The sequence below is a fragment of the Intrasporangium mesophilum genome, assembly GCF_054783095.1.
Genome location: NZ_BAAGRF010000015.1, coordinates 1 through 23,961 on the forward strand (window position 1 = coordinate 1; position 23,961 = coordinate 23,961).

General features: G+C 71.8%; 15 protein-coding genes. 9 read left to right on the top strand and 6 right to left on the bottom strand.

Annotated elements, in window-relative coordinates:
• From ACYVLP_RS13775 to ACYVLP_RS13800, 6 genes are all read right to left on the bottom strand, one after another.
• On the bottom strand, window positions 1–226 hold a 226-nt coding region (locus ACYVLP_RS13775; RefSeq protein WP_460627917.1), incomplete at its 3' end, for an FAD-dependent oxidoreductase.
• 173 nt (window positions 227–399) lie between these two features.
• Window positions 400–1,233, bottom strand: coding sequence for a hypothetical protein (locus ACYVLP_RS13780; protein ID WP_460627918.1), 834 nt, complete (start codon window positions 1,231–1,233; stop codon window positions 400–402).
• A 241-nt stretch (window positions 1,234–1,474) separates the two neighbouring features.
• Entirely contained in the window at window positions 1,475–2,050 is a 576-nt protein-coding gene (sigM, locus tag ACYVLP_RS13785; protein ID WP_460627919.1) for an RNA polymerase sigma factor SigM, read from the bottom strand.
• A 2-nt stretch (window positions 2,051–2,052) separates the two neighbouring features.
• Window positions 2,053–4,239: a protein kinase family protein gene (locus ACYVLP_RS13790; protein WP_460627920.1), complete on the bottom strand. Its 2,187-nt coding sequence runs from the start codon at window positions 4,237–4,239 to the stop codon at window positions 2,053–2,055.
• A 69-nt stretch (window positions 4,240–4,308) separates the two neighbouring features.
• Window positions 4,309–6,654: a DUF6049 family protein gene (locus tag ACYVLP_RS13795; protein WP_460627921.1), complete on the bottom strand. Its 2,346-nt coding sequence runs from the start codon at window positions 6,652–6,654 to the stop codon at window positions 4,309–4,311.
• 62 nt (window positions 6,655–6,716) lie between these two features.
• Window positions 6,717–7,202: an NUDIX hydrolase gene (locus ACYVLP_RS13800; RefSeq protein ID WP_452270304.1), complete on the bottom strand. Its 486-nt coding sequence runs from the start codon at window positions 7,200–7,202 to the stop codon at window positions 6,717–6,719.
• Window positions 7,203–7,338: 136 nt separating this feature from the next.
• Between ACYVLP_RS13800 and ACYVLP_RS13805 the strand changes: the two genes are divergently transcribed.
• The 9 genes from ACYVLP_RS13805 to ACYVLP_RS13845 all read left to right on the top strand — a co-directional run bounded on the left by ACYVLP_RS13805 (window position 7,339) and on the right by ACYVLP_RS13845 (window position 23,952).
• Entirely contained in the window at window positions 7,339–8,808 is a 1,470-nt protein-coding gene (locus ACYVLP_RS13805; RefSeq protein WP_460628147.1) for a CCA tRNA nucleotidyltransferase, read from the top strand.
• 155 nt (window positions 8,809–8,963) lie between these two features.
• The gene (locus ACYVLP_RS13810; protein ID WP_460627922.1) at window positions 8,964–9,491 is read left to right on the top strand and encodes a hypothetical protein; all 528 of its coding nucleotides are present in this window, start codon (window positions 8,964–8,966) and stop codon (window positions 9,489–9,491) included.
• 10 nt (window positions 9,492–9,501) lie between these two features.
• Complete coding sequence (locus ACYVLP_RS13815) at window positions 9,502–11,076, top strand: hypothetical protein (protein ID WP_460627923.1); 1,575 nt, start codon at window positions 9,502–9,504, stop codon at window positions 11,074–11,076.
• Window positions 11,077–11,173: 97 nt separating this feature from the next.
• Window positions 11,174–11,773 (top strand): hypothetical protein, encoded by a 600-nt coding sequence (locus ACYVLP_RS13820; RefSeq protein WP_460627924.1) that lies wholly within the window; start codon window positions 11,174–11,176, stop codon window positions 11,771–11,773.
• Window positions 11,770–12,582, top strand: coding sequence for a PP2C family protein-serine/threonine phosphatase (locus ACYVLP_RS13825; RefSeq protein ID WP_460627925.1), 813 nt, complete (start codon window positions 11,770–11,772; stop codon window positions 12,580–12,582). The genes ACYVLP_RS13820 and ACYVLP_RS13825 overlap by 4 nt, the downstream gene beginning before the upstream one ends.
• Window positions 12,583–12,584: 2 nt before the next feature.
• Window positions 12,585–14,999 carry an FHA domain-containing protein gene (locus ACYVLP_RS13830; protein ID WP_460627926.1) on the top strand — a complete coding sequence of 805 codons (2,415 nt, stop codon included), beginning with the start codon at window positions 12,585–12,587 and terminating at the stop codon, window positions 14,997–14,999.
• On the top strand, window positions 14,996–16,744 hold the full coding sequence (locus ACYVLP_RS13835; protein ID WP_460627927.1) for a serine/threonine-protein kinase: 1,749 nt from the start codon (window positions 14,996–14,998) through the stop codon (window positions 16,742–16,744). Before ACYVLP_RS13830 ends, ACYVLP_RS13835 begins: the two co-directional genes overlap by 4 nt.
• 129 nt (window positions 16,745–16,873) lie before the next feature.
• Window positions 16,874–17,629 carry a hypothetical protein gene (locus ACYVLP_RS13840; protein ID WP_460627928.1) on the top strand — a complete coding sequence of 252 codons (756 nt, stop codon included), beginning with the start codon at window positions 16,874–16,876 and terminating at the stop codon, window positions 17,627–17,629.
• 38 nt (window positions 17,630–17,667) lie between these two features.
• The gene (locus tag ACYVLP_RS13845) at window positions 17,668–23,952 is read left to right on the top strand and encodes an Ig-like domain-containing protein (RefSeq protein ID WP_460627929.1); all 6,285 of its coding nucleotides are present in this window, start codon (window positions 17,668–17,670) and stop codon (window positions 23,950–23,952) included.
• Window positions 23,953–23,961 lie beyond the last annotated feature (9 nt).

Consider the following 23,961-nt stretch of genomic DNA (forward strand, 5'->3'; position numbering starts at 1 on the left):
CGAACCGCACCGCCTGCGCGCGCATGCTGTCCATCAGCTCCGGGCCCTGGATGCCGTCCGGGAACCCCGGGAAGTTCTCCACCTCGGTGGTGTTCATCAGCGCCCCACCCGCGGTCACCGCGCCCTCGAACACCAGCGGCGCCAGGTTCGCCCGCGCCGCATACACCCCCGCGGTGTACCCGGCCGGGCCGGAACCGATGACGATCACGTTGCGGACGTCGGACATGTGGGCTGCTCCTCGGGGATGCTCGATGTGCAGCCCGAATCGGCCACCGACCTGCTGGTCGGCCCGGCCTGCGAACTGCATACGCCTCAACCGATCCTAGGCGTTCGTTGTTCCCGGGCTGGTCAGGCGCCGGACGGCGCGTGGACCCTGGGACGGGCGTCGACTCGTGGGACTCAGGGGACCGGCGTGGCGTCTTTCAGGATGCCGGGCTGGCCCTCAGCGCACGACCGCTCGACGGCCCAGGCAGTGGTGGTGCCGCCTCGGGTGACGACGACGATCGCCGCCGGTCGCCCCTCGAAGGTGGCCAGGTCGGCGGAGACCATTGCAGGATCGCTCACCCCGAGAGCGGACAGGCACGACTGGAGGCCGATCGGGGTTGCGATCGGGCCGAGGTGGGGCGCCTCGGCGGCAAGGTCCTGCAGCGGGGCGCCGGGGTGGTCGAGCAGTCCGCGCGCCTGGCTCGCAAGGTTGCCCGAGTCGTATGCCGTCGTGCTGAGCTGGATGTGCGGCGCGCCCGAGGCCTCGCCGCCCGTGGTGACCAGGACGCTCGGTGTCTCGCCTGGAGTCGCTGGAGTCCGGGGCCGGGTCGTCGAGGTGATGCTGTCACCCACGACCGCGGCACCGTTCGGGCGCTGGGTCAGGTGCAGGGCGGAGGCACCGATCGCGACGACAGCCGCCGCGGCGGCGACGGCCGCGGCCAGCTGGAGCGGACGGGGGCGTCGGTTGCGCACCGGGAACTCGGTCACCGTGCCACCGAACGCCTCCGGAGTCGTAGCGCCGGACATGCCGGACATGCCGGGCGTGCCGGGCGTGGCGGGCGTCGGACCGGACATGGCGCCGCGCGTCGACAACGGGCCGGGGTCGACGCGGAGCCGGGCCTCGTGGGCGATCGCCGCCGCGATGCGCTCGGAGACGTCCTGGGGCATCGGGGACGGGTCGGGCGGCTGGGCCAGGAGGGCACGGACCTGTGCCTCGACCGCCGGGTCGAGTTCGGGGGACTGGTCCACAGGAGGTCCTTCGGGCTCTTCGTTCATGGTCGTGCGGGCGGTGCAGGCCGCAGGTGTGAGGGAGTCAGCTCGGGCCTGCAGGGACGCCGCCGGGCAATGTCGAGCCGGGAGGCTGTCAGTCCCCAGCATGCGTGAGACCGGCAGCCCGACCCGGTATGCCGGACGCCCAAGGCTCCGACGCACGAACCCCCGCCTGTGGTTCCCGCGAGTCGCGCCCCGTTCGAGGGGCCGGACAGCGGGGTCACTCGACCGACTGCGGTGGCGCCGGGGCGGGGACCAGCCCGAGGTGCTGGGCCAGCGCCGCGCGGCCTCGCGCGCACCGAGACTTGATGGTCCCCTCGGCGACGCCGAGGATCTCCGCCGCCTCTGCGACCGGCACGGCGTGCATGTCGACCAGCACGAGGGCCGCGCGCTGGCCCTCGGGCAGCTTGGCCAGGGCCTCCTCGATGTCGAGGCGCACCTCGGTCGAGGAGTGGTCGTCGTGCCGGTCGGCGAGCTCGTACTCGGGCAGCTCGGTCGTGGGACGACGACGACGCAGCCGGTCCAGGCACGCGTTGACGATGATGCGGTGCAGCCAGGTCGTGACCGCCGCGTCCCCGCGGTAGGAGTCCGCCCTCCGGAAGGCGGCGATGAAGCCGTCCTGGACGCAGTCCGCGGCGAGCTCCGGGTCGCGGACGGTGCGCAGCGCAACCGCCCACATGCGGTCCTTGTGGCGGCGGAACAGCTCCGCGAACGCCTGGTCGTCGCCCTCGACATGGAGTCGAAGCAGATCCCGGTCGCTCAGCTCGGCGATGGGGGAGGTCGCCCCGGGGGGCACGGTCAGCGCACCGTCACTTCGTTGATCTGGGCGCGGTAGTGGTTCGGGGCCTCGGCCGGCGCGGCCTTGGTGACGAAGACGATGATCTGGCTGGCCGGCTGCAGGTCGTGGTCGGCCGTGATCGTCACCGCGCCCTCGGCGTTCTTGGCCGAACCCACCTTCTCGGCCCCCGCGCGGGTGCCGCTGTTCGTGGCGTAGACGGTGACGTTCTGCTTTGCCGGCAAGAAGAGGTCGACCTCCTTGACGGCGGTCGGTGCGCTGAGCGTGAGGATGAGGCCCAGGCCGTCCTTGCCGCCGTTGTAGTCGGCCGAGCCGTACCAGCGCGAGCGCCAGCCGGTGCTCGTGTCGCCGTCGAAGGCCTTGCCGGCCGACTGGTCCGCCTCGGTGCCGTCCTGCTCGTCGTAGCCCTTGCCGCTCACGATCGTGACCGGCCCGGCGGGCGGGGCCTCCGAGCTGCTCGGCGGAGGCTGCGTCGAGGTGCCTTGGGCTCCCGTGGTGCCGCTTCGGGTCTGGGTCACCGTGATCGTCTGCCCGGCCGCGGGCGGGCCGTCGTGCTGGCCGATCTTCGCGACGTTGTTGACGCCGATGATCAGGGCGATGACGACGAGCACGCCGACGATCGCGAGCGCGATCCGCGACTGCGGGCCGCTCGGGGCGGGTGGGTTGCGCCCGAGGCCCGGCAGCGGCGGCTCGAGCCGGGTCGTCGGCGACTCCTCCAGGGCGTCGGACAGGCCGATGTCCTCACCCTCGAAGTCGTCGTCGTGGGAGCGGCGCTCCGCGGCCCGCGCTGCGGCCTTGTCGGCAGCCGCACGGGCAAACGAACCGACGCGGTCACCGATGGCGCTGGCAACCCCGGCCGCTGCGGCGCCGGCCGCCGCGATACTGCCTGTGCGGGACTCGTCGGAGTCCTCCTCAGGGTGGCCCGACCGACCCGATCCGATGTCGAACCGCTCGAAGAACATCGTGTTCGTCATGGGGTCGCCCGCCGGCGCATCGGCAGAGGGCCCTGCGGCGCCTCCGGCCGCCCCGGCGTGACCTGCGGCTCCGGCGGGAGCACCGGTGCCAGTGCCGATCCCTGACCCCGTGGCGGAGCGCGCCCCGCCGCTCACTCCGGCGGCTGGTCCGGTGCCCGCACCGAGGCCGCCACCCCGGCTGGCGGCGCCCAGGCCCGCTGCCGCAGCACCGGCCGCAGCGCCGGCCGCAGCGGCGCCGGCCGCACCCGCGGACCGACCCGCTCCAGAGGCCCCGGTCGAAGCCGCCGTGCCGCGGCCGCTCCCCGACCCGGGATGAGCACCGGGCCCGGAGTAGCCTCCGCCGGTTGCTGCCGGCATGACCCGCGTCGGGTCGAACTCGTCGTTGCTCCGGGCGAACCCGATGCCGGTGCCGCCATGGCCGGACGGCGGGGCAGTCGACCATGGCGCGATCTGGAGCGCGAGGTCACCGGGCGACACCGGTCCGCGGTGGCTGCTGCCCAAGGTCATCCGACAGATGAGGTCGAGGTCGTTGGGCACACCGACTGCGATCTCGGACGGCGCCGCGACGCCGCCCACGATCGTCGGAGCGGGCTCCAGGCCCACCGGGCCGCCCGCCGGAATCAGCCCCGTGTCAACGGACACCAGGGGCCAGCGACCGGTGAGGCCGGCATACGCGATCTTCACCAGGCCCACGGCGTCGGCGCGCAGTGCGCGCTCCTCGGAGATACGGTCCGCGCCCGTCAGTGCCGCCTCGGTTGCCAGGCCCCGCACCTTCACCTCGCCGTCGGGCAGCCGCAGGACACTGCTCGGAGTCAGCGCCAGATGGTGCAGGCCGCGGTGGCTGGCCTTGTCGAGTGCGGTCGCCGCCTCGCCGGTGAGCCGGCGCACCTCGTCAGCGGCGATGCCACCGGACTGGAGCAGGTGCGACAGCGGCATCGCGCCGGTGAGCGGCTCCTCGACGATGAAGCCGACGCCCTGGTCGGTGCCGACGTCGAGCACCCGGACCAGGCGCGGGTCCTCGATCCCCGCGGCTCGCCGGGCGGCGTCGAGGGCCCCAGCGGCGACCGACGCCGAGGCCGGGAAGCACACGACGGCCACCTCGCGCTCGAGGGTATGGTCGTTGGCGCGCCAACGCTCGTGATGGACACCCTCGGAGGTGCGCAACGTCACGACATAGCGGCCGCCGAGGACGGATCCGGGTCCGACTCCCTGCACGTGCGTCAACCTCCCTCGTCCGTGCGAGCCCGCGTCGAATGTGGTTTGTCGTCCACATCCTAGGCTGAGTCAGTCGTCATCCCGATTCTCTGCGGCCTCGTGCGCAGCCGTCACGGCCTCGATGTCACCGATCTCGTCGATGCGTGACGTGCCCTTGAGAACGGTCCTGGCGATGCCGAAGACGAGCACCAGGACGACGAGAGCGCCGCCGATCCAGTAGATCGCGCCGTCGATCGGGTTGGCCGAGACCGCGATGTCCGCGGGCGAGCCGATCGGGGTGCCGTCGGCGGTCGTGAGGTAGGCCTTGATGACGGCCTTGCCGGCCGCGACCGCGGCCACCTCGACCGGCACGTTGGTGCGCGACGACGGCCCGATCGAGATCGGGCCAGGCTGCTCGACGATCTGGATCCGAGGGTCCGTCGACACGAGCCGGAGCCGGATGTCGTCGACGGCGTAGTCGAGGCCGTTGGCCACGGTGATCGGGAAGGTGCCGCTCTCGGCGAGGAAGTTGACCCGTCGCGGCACGACGCGGATGGCGCTCGTGGCCGCCTTGATCTCGGCGTCGACCGAGGCAGCGAGCTTGGCCCATGACTCCGGTTCGTAGCGCCAGCGGACACTCGCCAGCTCGTCGAGGACCTCGCGGTATGTCCGCTCGAACTCGGCGCCGTTCTCGAGGACGTCCGCGACGCTGAGCAGGGTGTCACGCTGGGTCGCCATGCGGTCGAGGCGCTGGGCGTTGAGCACCGGGGGCGGAGCGGCCGAGGGCACGGGAGCTGCCGGCTTCTGCTGCTCGAGCGCCTTGTCGTTGCCGTCGTCGGTGAGCAGCGAAGCCGGGTCGACGACATCGAGCCACGGCACGTCGGTGGTCGCCGCCAGGAAGGTAGCGAGGGCATCGGCGTCGGGGTCGTACGTGCGCGGTGCGGTCACGAGCACCGAGCGCGCCGTGCCGGCTCGCTCGCCCAGCAGGACGAGCGTCTCGGCGAGGTAGCGCTGGATCGGCAGGACCGGGGTCGGGTCTGATCGCTTGGGCAGCAGTGACGACAACCGGGGGTCGTACGCGAGCAGGCGGGTGCCGGAGGCCGTCACCCGGCGCGCGGTGGGGGTGTACGGCGAGGCCTTGCTCACCGCCGGCTGGCTCACGATGATGCCCGCGGGCTTCTTCACGGTCGTGCCTGCAAGGAGCCGTTTGACTCCCTGCTCGCGCCGGTCGGGCATGAGCCCGTCGACGGGCCAGACGATGTCGCCGCGGGCCTTCTGTCCGATCCGCTGGCCGACCGCGCTCGAGCGGCTCACGAGGTCGCGCACCAGGGTGTTGGCCGGATCGGCCGGCACGGTGGCCGCGATGTCGGCATCTGCGTAGGGGAGCGCCCAGATGCTCCGGCCGTGCAGCTGGGCCGCGAGGCCGTCGCCGAGGCGCTGGATCTCGACCGCTGCGGCCGAGGGCGGGGTCGTCTCGCCAGTCGAGGGTGTCGCCGGGGGTGTCGCCGGGGGTGTCGTTGTGGGCGTCGCCGGTGACGTCGAGGTCGAGCCCGGGTTGTCCGGCGACGTGGAGCCAGGGGCCGGGGTGCCCGTGCTCCCCGGCGTAGCCCCAGGGGTGGAGCCCGTCGAGCCGGAGGAGTCTGTGGGCGTCGCGACGGGCCCGAACACCGACGGGTCGACCGCGAGCGTGACGGGACTCCCGTCGGTGCCCGTGACGATCCGCTGGACCCGGGAGTCGGGCCCGATGGCCCGGTTCCAGGCCTGGACCCGGGTCGTGTCGCTGCTGGAGAACAGGTCGGTGGCTGGGTCGAGCGTGAGCGGGAGCACGGTCGCGATCTGGAGCGGGATGTACTCCTTGCGGTTGTTCCACGCGACGAAGGTGCGGGTCATCCCGACGGGCTGGGTCGCGCCCTCCTGCACCACCTCGACCGCGATCGGCAGAGCCGCGAAGGGGAGGTCGGTGTAGAGGTCGCGCCAGGGGATGGTGACGGTGAAGGGCGTGCTCTGTCCGGCCGGCACCGTCGTCAGGGTCTGGGTCGCCACCGTGTGACCCGAGGTCGGGGTGCGGCCCGAGGCCCAGGCGTCGAGCGCGTCCTTCTGGTTTACCGTGACGTCACCGCGGATCACCCGCAGCTGCGGCCCGGACAACGGGCCGGTCAGCGGCGCCGTGACGGTCCCGGTGATCGTCAGGTCGGTGCCCGCCTTGACGACGGTGGGCGACATCGTGTCGAGGACGATGCGTGCCACATCCTTGGCGGGGGTCACCGCCGAAGGCGTCCCGAGGGCTGCGGCCGACTGAGCCGTTCCGGCGGACCCGGGCGACCCGGGGGACCCAGCCGATGCGGAGAGCTCGCGGCTCGTCGCGAACGCACCGGACGGCATACCCACGGTGATGGCGACGCCGAGCGCGGCGACCGCTCCCGCGGCAACCGACACGAAGCGCACGAGGCGGGCCCCGCGACGCCCTCTCGTGCCTGGACGTCGCGACCCCTGCCCGGTCACGCGGTCCCTGCCAGCCGGTTCCACGCCGCCTGGGCGATGCGGCGCTCGTTGGGGAAGGTCAGCCTCCGATGGACCTCGTCGAGTCGCATCCATGCGACGTCGATGGCCTCGTGGTCGGGGTCGTTCTCGATGGACAGCTCACCGCCGAGGGCCTCGAGCAGGTAGTGGTGCACGAACTTGTGGACCCGCTTGGTCGACGTGGCGAACCAGTAGTCGATCGTGCCGAGCTCGACGAGGACCCGTCCGACGATGCCGGTCTCCTCGGCCACCTCACGTGCGGCCGTCTCGACGAGGGTCTCACCCGGCTCGACATGCCCCTTGGGCAGGCACCACTCGATGCGCCCCGCCCGGTTGCGACGGGCGATGATGGCGATGAGCGCACGGCCGTCGCGGACGTCGACGACGATGCCTCCGGCCGAGCGCTCCTCGACCGCGGGCAGGCGCCTCCCCGGCACATGGCTCGGGGCAGGCTGGGCGCTCACATCGCCACCATAACCGGCGTCGGGCGATGTCCTCGCGTCGTCTGACATCACGCCGCCCCGTCAGGCCACCTGTGCACGACCGAACGCCCCGGGGTATGCCGCTCACTAGGCTTGGCGCGTGCCTGACCGACCCGACATGCTCGCCCACGACCCCGGCGACGCCGGCCTGCCCCTGCTGCGCGGGGCCGTCGCACGGCTGGCGCCCGTGCTCCCGCTGCTCACGGAGCTCGGCGAGCGGTTCGCTGCGGCAGGACACGAGATCGCCCTGGTCGGAGGTCCGGTGCGCGATGCGTTCCTCGGGCGGGTCTCGCCCGACCTCGACTTCACGACGGACGCGCGGCCGGACGCCATCGTCGGGATCATCGACGGCTGGGCGGACACCCACTGGGACATCGGCCGCGAGTTCGGCACGATCGGCCTGCGCATGGGCTCGCACGTGCTGGAGATCACGACCTACCGCGCCGACACCTACGACCGGACGTCCCGCAAGCCGGAGGTGATGTTCGGCGACAGTCTCGAGGGCGACCTCGTGCGGCGCGACTTCGCGGTCAACGCGATGGCGATCCGGCTGCCGAGCCTCGAGTTCGTCGACGTGCACGGTGGCCTCCCCGACCTGGTCACCCGGCGGCTGATGACCCCGGCAGCGCCCGAGGAGTCGTTCGCCGACGACCCGCTGCGGATGATGCGGGCGGCCCGGTTCGCCGCCCAGCTCGGCTTCGAGGTCGCACCCGAGGTGCGCGCCGCGATGACGGCGCGGGCCGAGACGCTCTCGATCGTCTCGGCGGAGCGGATCCGTGACGAGCTGACCAAGCTCGTGCTGTCGCCGCGGCCGCGGATCGGCCTCACCCTGCTCGTCGACACGGGCCTCGCCTCGGTCTTCCTGCCCGAGCTGCCGGCGCTGCGTCTCGAGCTCGACGAGCACCACCGCCACAAGGACGTCTACGAGCACACGCTCATCGTCCTCGAGCAGGCGATGGCCCTGGAGGGCCCTCCTGACGGCCCGCCCGAGTCGGTGCCGGGCCCCGACCTGGTGCTTCGCCTCGCCGCCCTCCTGCACGACATCGGCAAGCCGGCCACGCGCCGCTTCGAGGAGGGCGGCGGAGTCTCCTTCCATCACCACGAGCTCGTCGGTGCCAAGCTCACGAGCAAGCGGCTCAAGGCGCTGCGGTTCGACAAGGACACCACCAAGCAGGTCGCCCGCCTCGTCGAGCTGCACCTGCGCTTCCACGGCTACGGCGACGGCCAGTGGACCGACTCCGCGGTGCGCCGCTACGTGACCGACGCCGGGCCGCTGCTGGAGCGGCTCCACCGGCTCACCAGGTCCGACTCGACGACCCGCAACGTCCGCAAGGCCCAGCGCCTATCCCGTGCGTATGACGACCTCGAGCGGCGGATCGACCGACTTGCCCAGGAGGAGGAGCTCGCGGCTGTCCGCCCGGAGCTCAACGGCAACGAGATTGCCGAGGTCCTCGGCATCAAGCCCGGGCCCGTGCTCGGTGAGGCGTACACGTTCCTCCTCGGGGTGCGTCTCGACGACGGCCCGATCGGCAAGGACGCGGCGCGCGAGAAGCTCCTTGCCTGGTGGGCCGACCGCGGCGCCGGCTGACCTCTGTGGTGCCAGGGGGACAACCGGCTGTCCGCTTGGCACCACACGGCACTTCCGCTCGGGGTGGACGGCGGGGAGTTCTCCCCATCGCCGCGGTCGCCGCCCGGCCGTACGCTCGCCACACGCGTGGGCGCGCGTCCTACTCAGGGGGTCACATGACGACACTGTTGTTTCCCAGCCCGCAGTTCCCGGGCCGGCCGCAGCTCGCGCTGACCATCCCGGCGGACTGGGAGCCGGCACCCGCGGCCGCGGCGACAGCCGGTGTCGTGCTCGCTGCGCTGCGGCCCCTGCCCGCGGACGAGTTCAAGGCCAACGTCATCGTCTCCGTCGACGAGACCTTCGCCGACCACACTGTGCGAACCGACCTCGAGGGTCTGGAACGGACGGCTGCGCAGCGCCGTGACGGTGCGCTCGGTGAGCCGTACGTCCGCACCATCGACGGCGTCACGTTCTTCGGGCGCGACCTCAGCTACGTCGACGCCACCGCCGGAACGCTGCTGACGAGCACTCTCTTCGGGTTCCTGCGGCGCGACGTGGACGGTGGGCTCGTGCGCCTCACGGTCACGGGCACGATCGGCGCAGCCCACCACCGCGCCGACTACACCGCGATCCACGAGGTCATCGACGCCTTGCAGGTGACACCTGCCGAGGGCACCGTGCCGCTTGTCGACGACGAGATCTGACGGGGGAGACATGACGACCTACCGAAAGGGCGCCGACCCGGAGCAGCTCGCCCGGATCGCGAGCAACATCCGGGGGCTGCAGGCCGAGCTGACCCGCATCGAGTCGACCTCGAGCTCGGCGATGGGCGCGATCCAGCGCAACTGGGGCGGGGACAACCTGCATGCGCTCGCCCGCCAGTTCACGACCACCTGTGTGCCTGGGATCCAGGCGTGCAACGGGGTCCTCGACGCGATGGCGCGGCGGATCGACGACAACGTCCGTGCCCAGCAGGCGGCGAGCGGTGGCGCCGGCGGACCCGGTGGGCCGGGAGAGTCCACTGGGCCCGGCCAGGGTGGGGGGCTCAACGACGTCACCAAGATGAAGGGGAAGAAGCACGACGTCCACCCCTTCACGAGGTACACCCACGGGTGGAAGGACACCGAGCACGGCGAGCACGAGCACAGCGCTGCCGCCGGACTCACCAAGGACAAGTACACCCACCGCCTGGTCGACCTCGACAAGGACCGTTCCGACCAGGAGCGGGAAGCCGCTCGAGACCATCGCACCGTCGACCGGGAGACCTGGCAGGTGCGCAACCGCGACGGCAAGGTCATCGGCGAGGGCTTCAACATCAAGGCCGAGGGCGAGCACCTGTTCGGTGACCCGCCGGCGCCCGGGACGGAGTCGGCCGACCCGAACCAGCCTGCCGGGACCGACAACGGCTCACCCCCCAAGAAGCCGGGGATCGGCTCCAAGCTGCTCGGTGCCGGCCTGGAGGGGGTCAACTGGACCGAGAAGAACGAGCACGTCGACAGCTCGTACACGACGACGTACTACGACGCGAACGGCAACCCCACCGACAAGGAGCACGCCGCCTACTCCCAGATGGGTGGCACGCTCGGCACCGAGACCAAGCATCACACCGAGTACGGCATCAAGGACGGCGCGCTGTACGCGGGCGTCGGGGCCGGCGCGGGGGCGTACCTGCTGCGCGGATCCGTCGATGGCAACCTCGGCGACCACGGCAGGTACAACGCGAGCGGGTTCGTGGGGGCCGAGGCCAAGGCCGATGCCGGCGTGAGTCTCGGCAAGGACGGGCTGACGGCCAAGGGCAGTGCCGAGGCTTTCGCGGGGGCCAAGGGCGAGGCGGGGGTGGCCTATGACAACGGCGTCTTCGGCGGCCAGGCCGGAGTCAACGCGATGGCCGGTGCGGAGGCCAAGGCGGACGCGTCCCTGGGCATCGGCCTCGACGGCGTCAAGAGCCACGCCGGAGCGTCGGCCTTCGCCGGGGTCAAGGCTGGTGCCGACCTCGGGGCCAACGTCGCCGGCATCGGCGGCACCGCGGGTGGCGAGGTCTACGCCGGCATCGGCGGCCACGCCAACATCGACGCCAACCTCAGCGCCGAGAGCGTCAAGGTCAAGGTGGACGTGGGCGCGGCGCTCGGTGTCGGCGGCGGAGTGAAGTTCAGCGTCGACGTCCAGCCCAAGGAGTTCGTCAACGACGTCGGCCACGGCCTCGGCCAGGGCGTCGAAGGGGCGGGCCACGCGCTCGAGGGTGGCTTCAAGGCCACCACCCACACCGTCGGCAAGCTGTTCGGCTGGTGATCGGCGCCCGGCTAGACCACATCTGACACCGTTCATCCGTAATGGTTGACTGGCGCACCGTCCCCGCCTTCGACGGGAACGACCGAAAGGACCACCGATGACCACCGTCGCCTACCCGAGCGCAGACTTCCCGGGGCTGCCTTCCGTCGCGCTGGACGTGCCTGAAGGCTGGGAGCCCGCGCACGCGCCGGGCACGGCGATCGCGGCAAAGCTGCCGCGAGAAGGGGCGTTCGCACCGAACGTCGTGGTCAGCATCGAGCAGTGCGGCGCCGGCTTCCGCGTCGAGGAGTCCCTCGACCAGATCGCGAGCATGGCGCAGTCGCGCGGTGGCACGGTGTCCGAGCCGTATGCCGCTGACCTCGCGGGCGCGGAGTTCGTCGGGTGCGACGCCACCTGGCCGGACCCCGACGTCGAGACGGTCCTGCAGGCGAACCTCTTCCACATCGTGCGCCACCCAGCGGGTCGCGCCGGAGGCGGTAGCGGTGCGAGCGCCGGGGGCGCTGTCGCCCCGACGGACGCGCAGCTGCCCGGTGCGGCATACCTCGTGCAGCTGACCGGTGCGGTCGGCGGCCCGGGCGCGGAGGCCGACTACGAGCTCATCCGGCAGGTGCTGACCACGGTTCGGGTGACACCGTGGAGCGCCGAAGGAGCTGACACGGCCGCAGGTTCGCCCGGCGACGCAGGGGCATCCGCATGAGCACCACGATCCCCGTGCTCAGCGTCGGCGTCGCGACCGACGTGGGCGCCGTTCGGGCGCACAACGAGGACGCCGCGCGGGTCGAGGGTTCGGTCTTCGTCGTCGCGGACGGGATGGGTGGCCACGCTGCTGGGGAGGTGGCGAGCCGGATCGCGGCCGACACCGTCGCGGAGCTCTCGTCGCGCCCGGTCCTGCAGGTGCACGACATCGTGGCGCAGGTCGGCGAGGCGAACCGACGGATCCTCGAGTCCGCCGCGAAGCACCCCGAGCAGACCGGGATGGGCACGACGGTGGCGGGGCTGGCCACGGTCTCGGTCGGCGGACAGCGGCACTGGGCCGTCTTCAACATCGGCGACTCACGCGTCTACCGGTGTCTCGACGGCGAGCTGACCCAGGTGACGGCCGACCACTCCGAGGTGTGGGAGCTCGTGGAGCGCGGGGTGCTGTCTCCTGAGCAGGCGCAGCGGCACCCGGGCCGCAACGTGGTCACCCGCTCGCTGGGCCGGGACCCGATGGGCGTCGTCGACACGTGGGTGTTCCCGCCCTACCCGGGCGAGGTCTTCGTGATCTGCTCCGACGGTCTGTCCAACGAGCTGACCCGTGAGCAGATCGAGGCGGTGCTGTCCGAGCGCGGCGACGCCGAGGCCGCCGCCGCGGAGCTCGTGCAGCGAGCCGTCGCGGCCGGAGGGCGTGACAACATCACCGCTATCGTCGTCGCCGCGCACGGCCAGGACTCCGACTCCGACGTCGATGAGGACACGACGCCACGCGAGATCGTGAACGGCTCATCAGGGGAGAGCAGGTCATAGACGTGAGCGGCCCGTCTGTCGTAGTCGAGCGGGCCCCCGACGGCTGGACGCACATCGGGGGGCCCGGCATGCACCTGCTCATCGGCCTCGACGAGGAGGATGACCGCACGCTGACCGCCAGTGATGCCGCTGACGGCGGCGACCTCGACGAGGTCATCGAGGTGCTCACCTCGGGCGGCATGCGCAACGCGCACCACTTCGTCGGGGTCCACTGGGAGCCCGCGACGCGCGTCGTCGCCTTCGGCCCCGTCTCCGCAGTCGTCACGCTCGCCGACGGGTCGGTGCACGAGGTGCGCGCCATGAGCGGCAAGGTCTGGACCGACCTCGAGCTCCCGGAGCACCCCGAGCGGGTCGTGCTTCGCGTCCTCGACGAGAACGAAGCCAACGACCCGGTGCCGCCTCAGACGCTCGCGGCCGCCCTGGGCGGCGTCAGTCCGGCACCGGACCTGTCGCCGTATGCTGCTCAGCCCGCTCCCGATGCAGACGCGAGCCCCGTTGTGGTGCAGGCTGACTCGGCTCCCGCGGTCACCGCCGGACAAGGGGGGCTCCCGACGTTCGGCTCACCGGCGCCCTCCGAGGCACGCGCAGGCAGTTCGGCCTGGGGTCGCAGCTGGGCACGCCCGTCCGAGACGCTGGACCCCACGCCCCTCACGCCGGACGACGGTCGCGCAGCCGCCGGCTCGCGGCTCCGGTCCTGGGCGAGCGCCGCACCCGCGGTCCCGGTGCGCGCCGCCCGTCCACAACCAGGCCCGGCCGATCCTTCCCGACGAGAGGACGATCCGGCGCCCGGCAGATCCGGTGCCGCGGAGACCGAGCCGCCCGTGCCGGCAGCCGAGATCCCCTCGATGCCGTCGGGTCGGGTCGATGGGCCCAGCGACCTCGAGTCGACGTGGGCGGCCCGCCCCGCCGTGGAGCCGGAGCCGGAGCCGGCTCCGGTGCCGCTGACGGACCGGACCCCCGACGAGCGCTCGCCCGGACCGGCGCCGTCCCTGTCGTCGACCTATGACCTGCACGGTGTCGACCGCCTTGCTGACGTCGATGCCGGTGACCTCGATGCTGGCCACGTCGATGCGGGCGACCTCGATGCGGGCGACCTCGATGCCGACTCCGATACCGACTGCGATGCCACGGACCCTGAAGCCGCCGACTCCGAAGACTCGGCACCCGCGGCACCGAGCTACGACTACCTCTTCGGCCACACCGTCGCGGTCGACGAGCACCGCCGGGTGCTCGCGGAGCTGAGCCGGGAGAAAGGCCCCCAGGACGACGAAACCGGCGACGCGAGCGACATCAACGACATCAACGACATCAGCGACACTGCTGCGGCCGCGCCCGGCGACAGTGGGCGGCCCACCGTGCCCGGCGGGGCGGAGGCCGCGAGCCCATCGGTGCCTGGCATCCCTGTCGCGCCGATCGGCCCGGCACCCGAGGAGGCCAACCCATCGCTGGCTTCGGGCCCGAGCCCCGGGCCGGACTCACAGACACCTCGTCAGCCGTCCCCTGCGGTCAGCGGCCTGATCTCGTCGGTCCCGTGGGCCACCTCTGCGTCGCCCGCACCCGCGGGGGACGCGCCTGGGGTCACGGCACACATGGCAGCGCCCGCCGGACCGGCATCGGGACCGCCCACTTTCGCGGAGCCGCCGACCAGCGTGCCAGTGCCACCTGAGCCGGACGTCGACGTCCCGAGCTTCGCCGGACGGCATACCCCGCCGCCCACGCCGAGCCTGGTGCCTCCCTCGATGACGCCGCCGCCCACGGTCACCCCACCTGCACAGGTGTCGCAGGTGCCGCCGCATCCGCACCAGCCGGAGCCCGAGGCCCCGGACGCCGGGGTCGACGGCGTTGCGGTCAGCGTCGACCGCGGGAACACGGACGGGGACGACACCGAGCTCACGGTCGACCGCAGCGCCCTGCTCGCGGCCCGGCAGGCGGTCATGGGTGAGCCCTTCTCCGGCCCGGCGGTGCTCGCGGTCCTGTGCAGCGCTGGGCATCCGACACCGCCACACGGTGAGCGATGCCGCGTCTGCGGTGGCGGCATCCCGCCGCAGGAGGCGTTCACCATGCCCCGACCGCCACTGGGCGTGCTCCGGCTCTCGACCGGTGACGTCGTCACCCTCGACCGAAGCGTCCTGCTCGGCCGCGCGCCGACGCTCGGCGAGGGTCTGGCGGCAACCGACCGGCCGCACGTCGTCAAGGTGCCGAGTCCCGAGCGGGACGTCTCGCGCAACCACGTCGAGGTGATCCTCGAGGGCTGGCATGTGCTCATCCGGGACCTCGCGACGACCAACGGCACGATGGTGACCCTTCCGGGAGACAGCCCCGTGCGGTTGCGCGCCAACGACCAGCAGGTGCTCGAGCCCGGGTCGGTCGTGTCGATGGCCGATGAGGTCCACTTCACGTTCGAGGCGGCGCCGTGAGGAGGGGAGCACCACCCAAGATCCCCGGGCTCGTCTTCGTCCAGCCGCTCGGCTCGGGAGGGTATGCCGACGTCTTCCTCTACGAGCAGCAGTCGCCGCGGATGCCGGTCGCCGTCAAGGTGCTCAAGTCCGACGGCCTCACCGACGCTCTGCGCGGCCAGTTCGTCGAGGAGGCCGACACGATGGCCCAGCTCGGCGACCACCCGTACATCGTCCAGGTCTTCCGCTCCGGCACGTCGGAGGACGGGCGGCCGTACCTGGTCATGAAGTACTACCCGCCGCCGAACCTCGCCACCCGGGCCCGCACCGAGCGCTTCACCGTCGAGGAGGTGCTGCGCACCGGCATCCAGCTCGCCAGCGCCGTGGAGACCGCCCACCGCGCGCACATCACGCACCGCGACATCAAGCCTGCCAACGTGCTCGTCAGCGCCTATGGCGCGCCCGGGCTCACCGACTTCGGCATCGCCGGACGTGGTGCCCGAGATGGTGATATCGAGACCGAGGCAACCGACGACGTCGGCGTCTCGGTGCCATGGGCGCCTCCCGAGGTGCTCTACGGCCAGAGCAACGGCGACGTGAGGTCCGACGTCTACTCGCTCGCCGCGACCTTGTGGCAGCTGCTGGTGGGGCGCTCGCCGTTCGAGGTCCCCGGAGGAGACAACTCGGCATACGCCCTCATGCCGCGCATCCGGAGCACGCCGCCGCCGCAGACGGGCCGGCCCGACGTCCCGGCTGGACTCGAGCGGCTGCTGGCCCAGGCGATGGCGAAGGACCCCGTGCGGCGCCCGGCGACCGCACTCGAGCTCGCCCGTTCCCTCCAGGCGGTTGAGCAGCAGCAGCGCCTTGCCCGCACCCCGATCGTCGTGCTCGACGAGCAGGGTCACACCACGCTCGTGAGCCAGACCCAGGGCTCGCCCACCGGGCCTGCGGTCGACGAGGACCGCACCCGGATCAAGGCGCCGCAGACCGTCGTGGCCCAGCCGCCCGCCCCGATGTCTCCCGGGGCGGCCGCCCCAGCGTCCGCTCCAGCGCCGAGCCGGCCTGAGGACGAGACCCGCCGGCGCTCCGACGCATCCGGCCTGCGCCACTCGCCTGACCCGATGCCCAGTGCGACGGCCGCCTCGGCCGGGCATGGTGCGCCGTTGCGGCCCGCGGCCACGACCGACCCGACGACGAGCAGGACCGCGCCGCTCACACAGCGCAGCGGGGACGCCTCGGACGCTGCAGAGCTGGCGACCGTTCGCCGGGCGACGGCGGTGGCAGCCGACTCAGCCGCTGCCCCCGAGCGCAGCACCGGTCCACGGCCGATGGTGCTCTGGGGATTGGCGGGCGGTATCGCCGTGCTTCTCGGGATCCTGGCCTACCTGCTGCTGCGGCCCCAGGGCGACGACCCCGCGAGGGCTGCCGGGTCGAGCCCGAGCCACACGGTGACGATGCCCGGAGACGACAGCGCCATCGGCGACGGAGTGTTCGACAAGCCCGTCGTGTCGACGACGTCGGGCAAGGGAGCCGTCACCTTCCGCTGGTCCTACCCGCAGCCGTCGACGAAGGACAGCTTCCGCATCTCCTACGGGCCGACGGTGTCAGACGCGTCGAACCCCGACCGGGCCCGTCTTGCGGGAGCCGGTGTCCCGACCTTCACGGTGCGGGCCCCTGCGGGCACCCAGGTCTGCGCGACGGTGGTCGTCGTGCGGGCCGGGCAGGCTTCGCCGGGTTCCGTCCCAGAATGCGAGACAGCCCGGTAGACAAACAACTCGAAGCCACCTGAATCGACCGTAAGGTAACGAGGTCTGGTCTCGTTGTCCGCGGGTGTGTCAGGCACCTGCGCCAGGCCTGAACGAGACCGGAACAAGACCGGGTTAGGGGACCTGATCGTGATCCACAGCAAGGTGACCGTCGTGTTCTGCGGCGAGGAGTACTCCGTGTCGCCCGACACCGGGCTGACGATCGGGCGCACCGGTGACGTCGAGGTGGACGACAACCCGTACCTGCACCGCACCTTCCTCGTGGTCTCGTTCGAGAACGGCTTCTGGTGGCTCAGCAACACCGGCTCGACCCTGACCGCGACCGTCGCGGACGAGCAGGGCCTCTTCCAGGCCTGGCTCAACCCCGGCGCTCGCATCCCGCTCGCGATGCGGCGGCTCATCGTGTGGTTCACGGCCGGGCCGACGACGTACGACTTCGAGATCCTCGTCGCCAGCCCGGTCTTCACGTCGGTAACGGCCGACGGGGGAGCAGGCGCCTCAGGAGGCTCGGCCCTCGGCGCCGACGGCCCGGGGCTCGACGGCAGCGAGGTCGGGGAGGCGACGGTCGGTCGCGTCGACCTCACGCCGGACCAGAAGCTGCTCATCGTCGCGCTGTGCGAGCCGTTCCTGCGGCGGCGCGAGGCAGGGACAAGCCAGATCCCGTCGTCGGCCGTCGCCGCGGAGCGCCTCGGCTGGACGATCACCCGCTTCAACCGCAAGCTCGACAACGTCTGCCAGAAGCTCGCTGACGCCGGGACGCGTGGGCTGCACGGCGGCGTCGGCAAGCTCGCCACCAACCGCAAGGCGCGACTCGTCGAGCATGCCCTGTCGACCAAGCTCGTCACCGAGGACGACCTCGCCATGCTCGAAAAGGTGGACGGATGAGGAGCGCCGGAGCGAAGCGGAGGCGCCATCAAGCAGGAGTGGCGTCGACTGTCGTTGTCGCGCTGGTCGCGGGGCTGCTTGTCTGGCTGGCCACGCGCAGTGACGGCGAGGTCGCCCGCAAGGCCGACCTCAACGACGGCGGCATCTGGGTCACCAACGCCGAGCAGGCGCGGTTCGGTCGGATCAACAAAGCGGCCGGTCAGCTGGACGCCGGCGTGCTGTCCGACGCCACCAGCGGAGCGGGTCTCGACGTCCTCCAGGACGGCGCCGCCGTGCTCGGCTTCTCGCGTGCGAGCAACCAGGTCGTCCCGATCAACCCGGCCGAGGCGACCCTCGCGCCCGAGCAGTCGGCTGTCGTCCCCAGCCCGAGCACTGCGACGGGCAACCGCGTCTTCACCGCACCGCTCGTCGACCTGCGCGGCGGGACGGTCGCCATGGTCGACCCGGCAAAGGGCGAGGTGCGGGCCCAGCGGGTCGACAACCGGGCCGGCATCACGGCTCTCGACGGTCTGCAGACCCAGGCGAAGCCCCTCGCGAAGGTCGGTGCGAACGCGGCAGTCGCCGTCGGCGTCGACGGCACGGTCTATGCCGTCTCGGCCGCGGCGGGGGTCCTGGCAACCATCCATCCCGAGGGCACGGGGTTCGCCAAGCCGGTGCTGACCACGATCTCCGGGCTGGACTCGAAGTCGGCCCAGGTCACCGCGGTCGGATCGCACTGGGTGGTGTGGGACTCCGGCACCGGGCGGCTCTGGTCCGACGCTCTCACCGAGCCCGAGCAGCTCGCCATCGGTGGCACCCGGCCCGGCAACCCGGCATACGCGGCGCTCCAGCAGCCGGGTCCCGACGCCCCGACCGTCCTGGTCCAGGACGAGACGCGGCTGACCCAGGTGTCGCTCACGGGCGACACCCCACGCGTTGGCGGCGTGGCGATCGCGCAGGTCGGCGCGGGGCAGCAGCTGTTCCTGTCCCAGCCGGTCCGGCTTGCTTCATGCGTGCACGGGGCGTGGGCCGGGCCGGCCAACGTCTACTACGGCCGCAACTGCGGGTCGCCGGATGACGCCGCGACTGTCGACCTCGGTGCGATGACCAAGGGCGTCCGCACGGACGGTGTCAAGCTCCGCGTCAACCGCGGCCTCATCGTCCTCAACGACCTCGACTCCGGCGACGTCTGGGACGTCGATCGCAACCGCGTCAAGATCGACAACTGGAACTCCGTCATCCCGCCCCCGCAGACCGACGACCGCAACAAGAAGAAGGACGAGAACCTCGTCGACGACCAGGTGACGCGCACCCCGCCCAAGGCGATGCCTGACACCGTCCAGGTCCGTCCCGGCCGCACGTCGACGTTGCACGTCCTCGACAACGACTCCGACTCCCAGGGCTCGATCCTGGCCATCGCGCCCGGCGACGTCGGCAGCTCGTCCGTCCCGGGGATCGCCACGAGCGCCTCGGCCGACGGCCAGACCGTGCAGGTCACGGTCCCCGAGGAGCCCAGCGCCGGCTCGTTCACGTTCGAGTACACCGTCAACAACGGCACGACCGCCAAGAACGGCCGCGCGACCGCCAAGGTCACGGTGCGGATCGTCGGGCCCGACGTCAACACGGCGCCGAGGCTGCGCACGGGCCAGGCCAAGCTCGCCGACGCGAAGTACCCCGTCGTCGCGAGCGGCTCGGTGCGGGTCGGGGTCGTGGCCGACTGGCGTGACGCCGAGAGCGACCCGATCCAGGTGTCGGCGGTCGACCCGGCCACGACCGGCGTCGACGGCTCGGGCGCGCTGACGGTCAAGGCCCAGGCAGAGGCGGGCGACCAGGCGGTCGAGTACGTCGTCGACGACGGCCGGGGTGGCAGCCAGAAGTCGTCCGTGACCCTCGACGTGCTCAGTGAGGACGAGAGCAAACCGGTGCCGCCCAAGACCCAGCCTGACGTGGTCCGGGCCGTGGTCGGCAAGCCGGTCCAGCTACAGCCCCTCGGCAACGACATCGCGGGCGCCGACCCGACTGACCCCGGCGCGCGGATGCGCCTGGCGCAGGCGGTCAAGGGCCCCGGCCAGCTCGTCCTCGACACCAACCTCGACACGAACGTGCTGACAGTGACCGGCCAGACGCCCGGCACCTCGACGGTGACGTATGCCGCCCAGGTCGGTTCCGGGGTCAGCGTCGGCCGGGTGCGGGTGGACATCCTTCCCAACCCGTCGACGGACCTGCCGCCGGTCGCGACGCCCGACGCCGCGGTGGTCCGCGGGCAGACCCCGGTCATCGCCGACGTCCTTTCCAACGACTACAGCCCGCGCAGCGATGTCCTTGTGGTCCAGCGCGTCGAGTCGCCACAGGCGTGGCTGCGTGCGTCGGTCGTGCAGGGGCGCTGGGTCCGAGTCGTCGCCACGGCGCCGGTCACCGGGCAGGAGACCAGGCAGGGCACGGTCCGCTACACGATCTCGGACGGCACCAAGACCGCGGTGGGCGAGCTCTCGGTCGTCCAGAAGCCCGAGCCCAAGGAGAAGGTGCTGCCGACGGTCGTCGACGACGTCGCCATCGTGCGGGTCGGAGACGCCGTGACCATCCCGGCGCTCGACAACGACTCCATGTCCGAGGGCATCCCGCTGAGGCTCGACCCCAACGTCCGCGTCCTCTCTGGAGGAGGTCAGGCCTTCGCGTCCGGCACCGTCGTGCGCTACGTGCCCGAGCAGGGCGCGATGACCGGTCCTAGGACGGCGATCCTCGAGTACACGACCTACCCCGAGGGCCAGCGTGCCCGCGCGGTCACCGGACGGATCACGGTCACGGTCACGCCGTTGCCCGACCCGGTGAAGAACCCCAACCAGCCGCCGTCCGCCCGAAGCTTCACCGCGAGCGTCACCGCAGGTGACACGCTGACGATCACCGTTCCCACCAGCGGCGTCGACCCCGACGGCGACCTCGCCTTCGTCGGTGGGATCGTCGGCGAGAACGGCCAGGCGGTCGACCTCGAGTACGGCCGGGTCCTCGGCTTCGGTGCCGCGACGATCCGCTACGAGGCCTACCCGCGCAGCTCGGGCACCGAGGTGATCCGCTACCAGCTGCGCGACCGCTTCGGTCTGACGAGCGAGGGTTTCGTCCGCGTCGGCGTCGTGCAGCCCGGAGACCCGCAGCCGCCGGTCGCGGTCGAGGACGACGTCGTCGCGGCGCCGGGCCGCACCGTGCATGCCGACGTCCTCGCGAACGACCTCATCGCCGCCGGCGACTCGGTGGACTTCGTCGACTTCGCGTCGCTCAACGACGCGGACACGCTGAGGCAGTTCCAGCGCCAGGCAGACGACACGTTCAAGGTGGTTGCGCCCGAGGAGGGCCCGGCCAAGGTGCTCACGTACGGCATCACCGACGGCCTGTTCGACCCGTCCAAGTCGACCCTCACCGTGCGCGGGCAGAAGGACTTCAACAACCCGCCCACTGCCGTGGACGACACAGCGGTCGCCAAGAGCGGCGAGACCTCGGTACTCGTGGACGCGCTCGCGAACGACCGTGACATCGACGGCGACCAGGCCAGTCTCAAGATCACGAGGTTCGTGGGCGACGGGGTGACGCGCGAGGGTCGCAAGCTGCGCATCCAGCTGCGCCCTCAGGCCCGCGTCGTCCCTTACGTCATCGAGGATGCCGACGGTGCGGCCGCGATGGCGCTGATCTACGTGCCCGCCGGGAACAACGGCCTCCCGTATGCCGTCGACGGCAAGGTCATCAAGATGGGGGCCGACTCGACGGTCACAGTGAGCCTCGGCGACTACGTCGCCGATCCCCGAGGAGGCCGCGTGTCGGTCACGTCACCGGACACGGTCTCGACCTCGCCGAGCGACGACCTCCAGTTCGACCTCACCTCGGCTACCGAGCTCAGCCTGACCTCGACCAACGGCTACGTCGGCCCGGCCGCGCTGATGCTCGAGGTGACGAACTCGACGGGCATCAATGACAAGTCGGCGCAGCGGGCCTATGTCACGGTGCCCGTCCAGATCGGTCCCGACGTGCCGGTGCTGCGCTGCCCCGACCACGAGGTTCTCCTCGCCGCCGACGGCCCGGCTCGCACCTTCGACATCCCGCGCCTCTGCCACGCCTGGCTGCCCACCGGCATGGACGACAGCACTGCGCAGTACGCCGCGACGTGGGACCCCGCAGCCGACCGGGTCGGCCTGGCGCAGTCCGGGGCCGGCGGCCGGCAGGTCAGCCTCAAGGCCGAGGCTGGAGCCCAGGCCGGTACGACCGGGGCGGTCCGGGTCATGGCCAAGGGCAGCGCCGAGTCGTTCCTGATCCGCGTGCGAGTGACGTCCGCGCCGCCCATCGCGACGATGCGCCCGGTGCTTGTCGAGGGGCTCATCGCGGGGACCAGGCGTGCGGTCAACCTCGGCCAGTACCTCGACAGCCCGCTCACCGCACCGCAGTGCTCGCTCCAGGAGAGCGACGTGACGTCCGGCACGGGCGTGACGGCGTCGGCCAACGGCTGTCAGCTCACCGTCGCAGCCTCTGACAGGGCGCGGGGCGATGCCACGATCACGGTCCGGGTCCTGGATGCCCCGGGACGGCCGGCCGCGATCGGGCAGGTGAGGGTGACCGTGCGGAGCAAGCCGGACCCGACCGGCGCCCCGGTGGCGGTCGCCGACCGGATCCTCGGCAGCACCGCGCGCGTCGACTGGCGTCCGCCTGCCTATGACGGCGGGCTCCCGATCCAGCAGTACGAGGTCATCGCCAACGGCGGCGAGGTGCGCCAGATCTGCCCCTCGTCCCCGTGCACGATCACCGGCCTGACCAACGGCAAGGACTACTCGTTCGCCGTGCGCTCGCGCAACGCGGTCGACTGGTCCGAGCCGAGCCCGCCGAGCAACACGGTTCGCCCGGACACCAAGCCGAAGGCCACCGCGGTCACCACCGTCGTGCCCGGTGACCAGCGGCTCACCGTCAGCTGGAGCGAGCCGCCGAACGACGGGTCACCAGTGAGCCGGTACCGCATCCAATGGGTCGACATCGGCGGCAACGCCGGTGCGACCGGTTCGGCGGAGGTCGCCGCGCCCGGACTGACCAAGACCATCACCGGCCTCATCAACAACGACGCGTACAACGTCCGCGTCCAGGCCAAGAACGAGGCCGGGTGGGGACCCTTCGGACCGGACGTCAAGGCCCAGTCCTTCGGCAAGCCGGCCAACGTGCCGGCGCCGACGCTCGCACCGCGGACACCGACGCCCGGCGAGCCCAACGCGCAGGTCCAGATCACCTGGCCGGCCACTGACCCGAACGGACCGCCGATCACGAAGTACGACGTCTACCGGCGCATGGACGGCGGCGCGTGGACCCTCATCGGCACCCGCTCGGGGGGCGAGTCACGGGTCGAGAGCGACACGATCCCCTTCCAGGGTCAGCAGGTGGAGTACACCGTCACCGCGACCAACGGCGGACCTGCCACCTCGGACCGCGCCAACATCAGCAGCTACTCGGCGAACGGCATACCGGAGACACCACGGCTCACCTCGGTGGTCACCCCGAGCGCGAACTATGCCGCCAATGCAGCGTTCTCGCTCGGCGACTCTCGGTCGCGCGGCTACGGCTCGGTCAACTGGCGCACCAGCGGCGGCCGGTCCGGGTCGTGGGCCTGCTCGGGCGGCTGCTCGGGCGGCACCGCAACGTTCCTCGGGACCAGCCAGCAGTCGATGGAGATCCAGGCGTGCAACGCCGCCGGGCTCTGCTCCCCGTGGTCCAACAACGTGAGCTTCCAGGCCTACGGCCCGACGAACGGCGTGCCGAACCTGCGCGAGACCCACGACGACAACAGCATCACCTTCACGTGGGGCACCGCGCCGAACGAGGGCCGGCCGGTCACGGGCTACGAGATCGACGGCGACCGCAACGCCACGGTCGGTGCCGGCACCCGCTCGACGACGTTCGGCGGCCTCGGCTACTCGACCACCCGCACGATCCGGGTCCGGGCGATCGCCCAGGACTCCGGGCCGGGCCCGTGGACCGCGTTCGTGTCGGGCACGACCAACCCCAAGCCGCAGCCGAAGGTCGTCAGCGTCTACCACGGCAGCCAGTGCGGGACGAACAACTGCTTCGACCCCGTACAGGGTCGTCAGTGCGGGACGAACTGCTACCACATCGGTTACACGCTCCAGGACTTCGCGACGCCTATCTCCTGCGCGGTGAGCGGGTGGTCGCTACCGGACAATGGCAACTCGGGCACCATCGAGCCGAGCAACGGGGCCAACAACTCCGGCAAGTTCCTGGGCTACCCGAACCAGTCGGTGACCGTCACGTGCACCGGCAGCGACGGCCGGAGCGACTCCTTCACCAAGAACCCCTGGGGCTGAGAACAACAT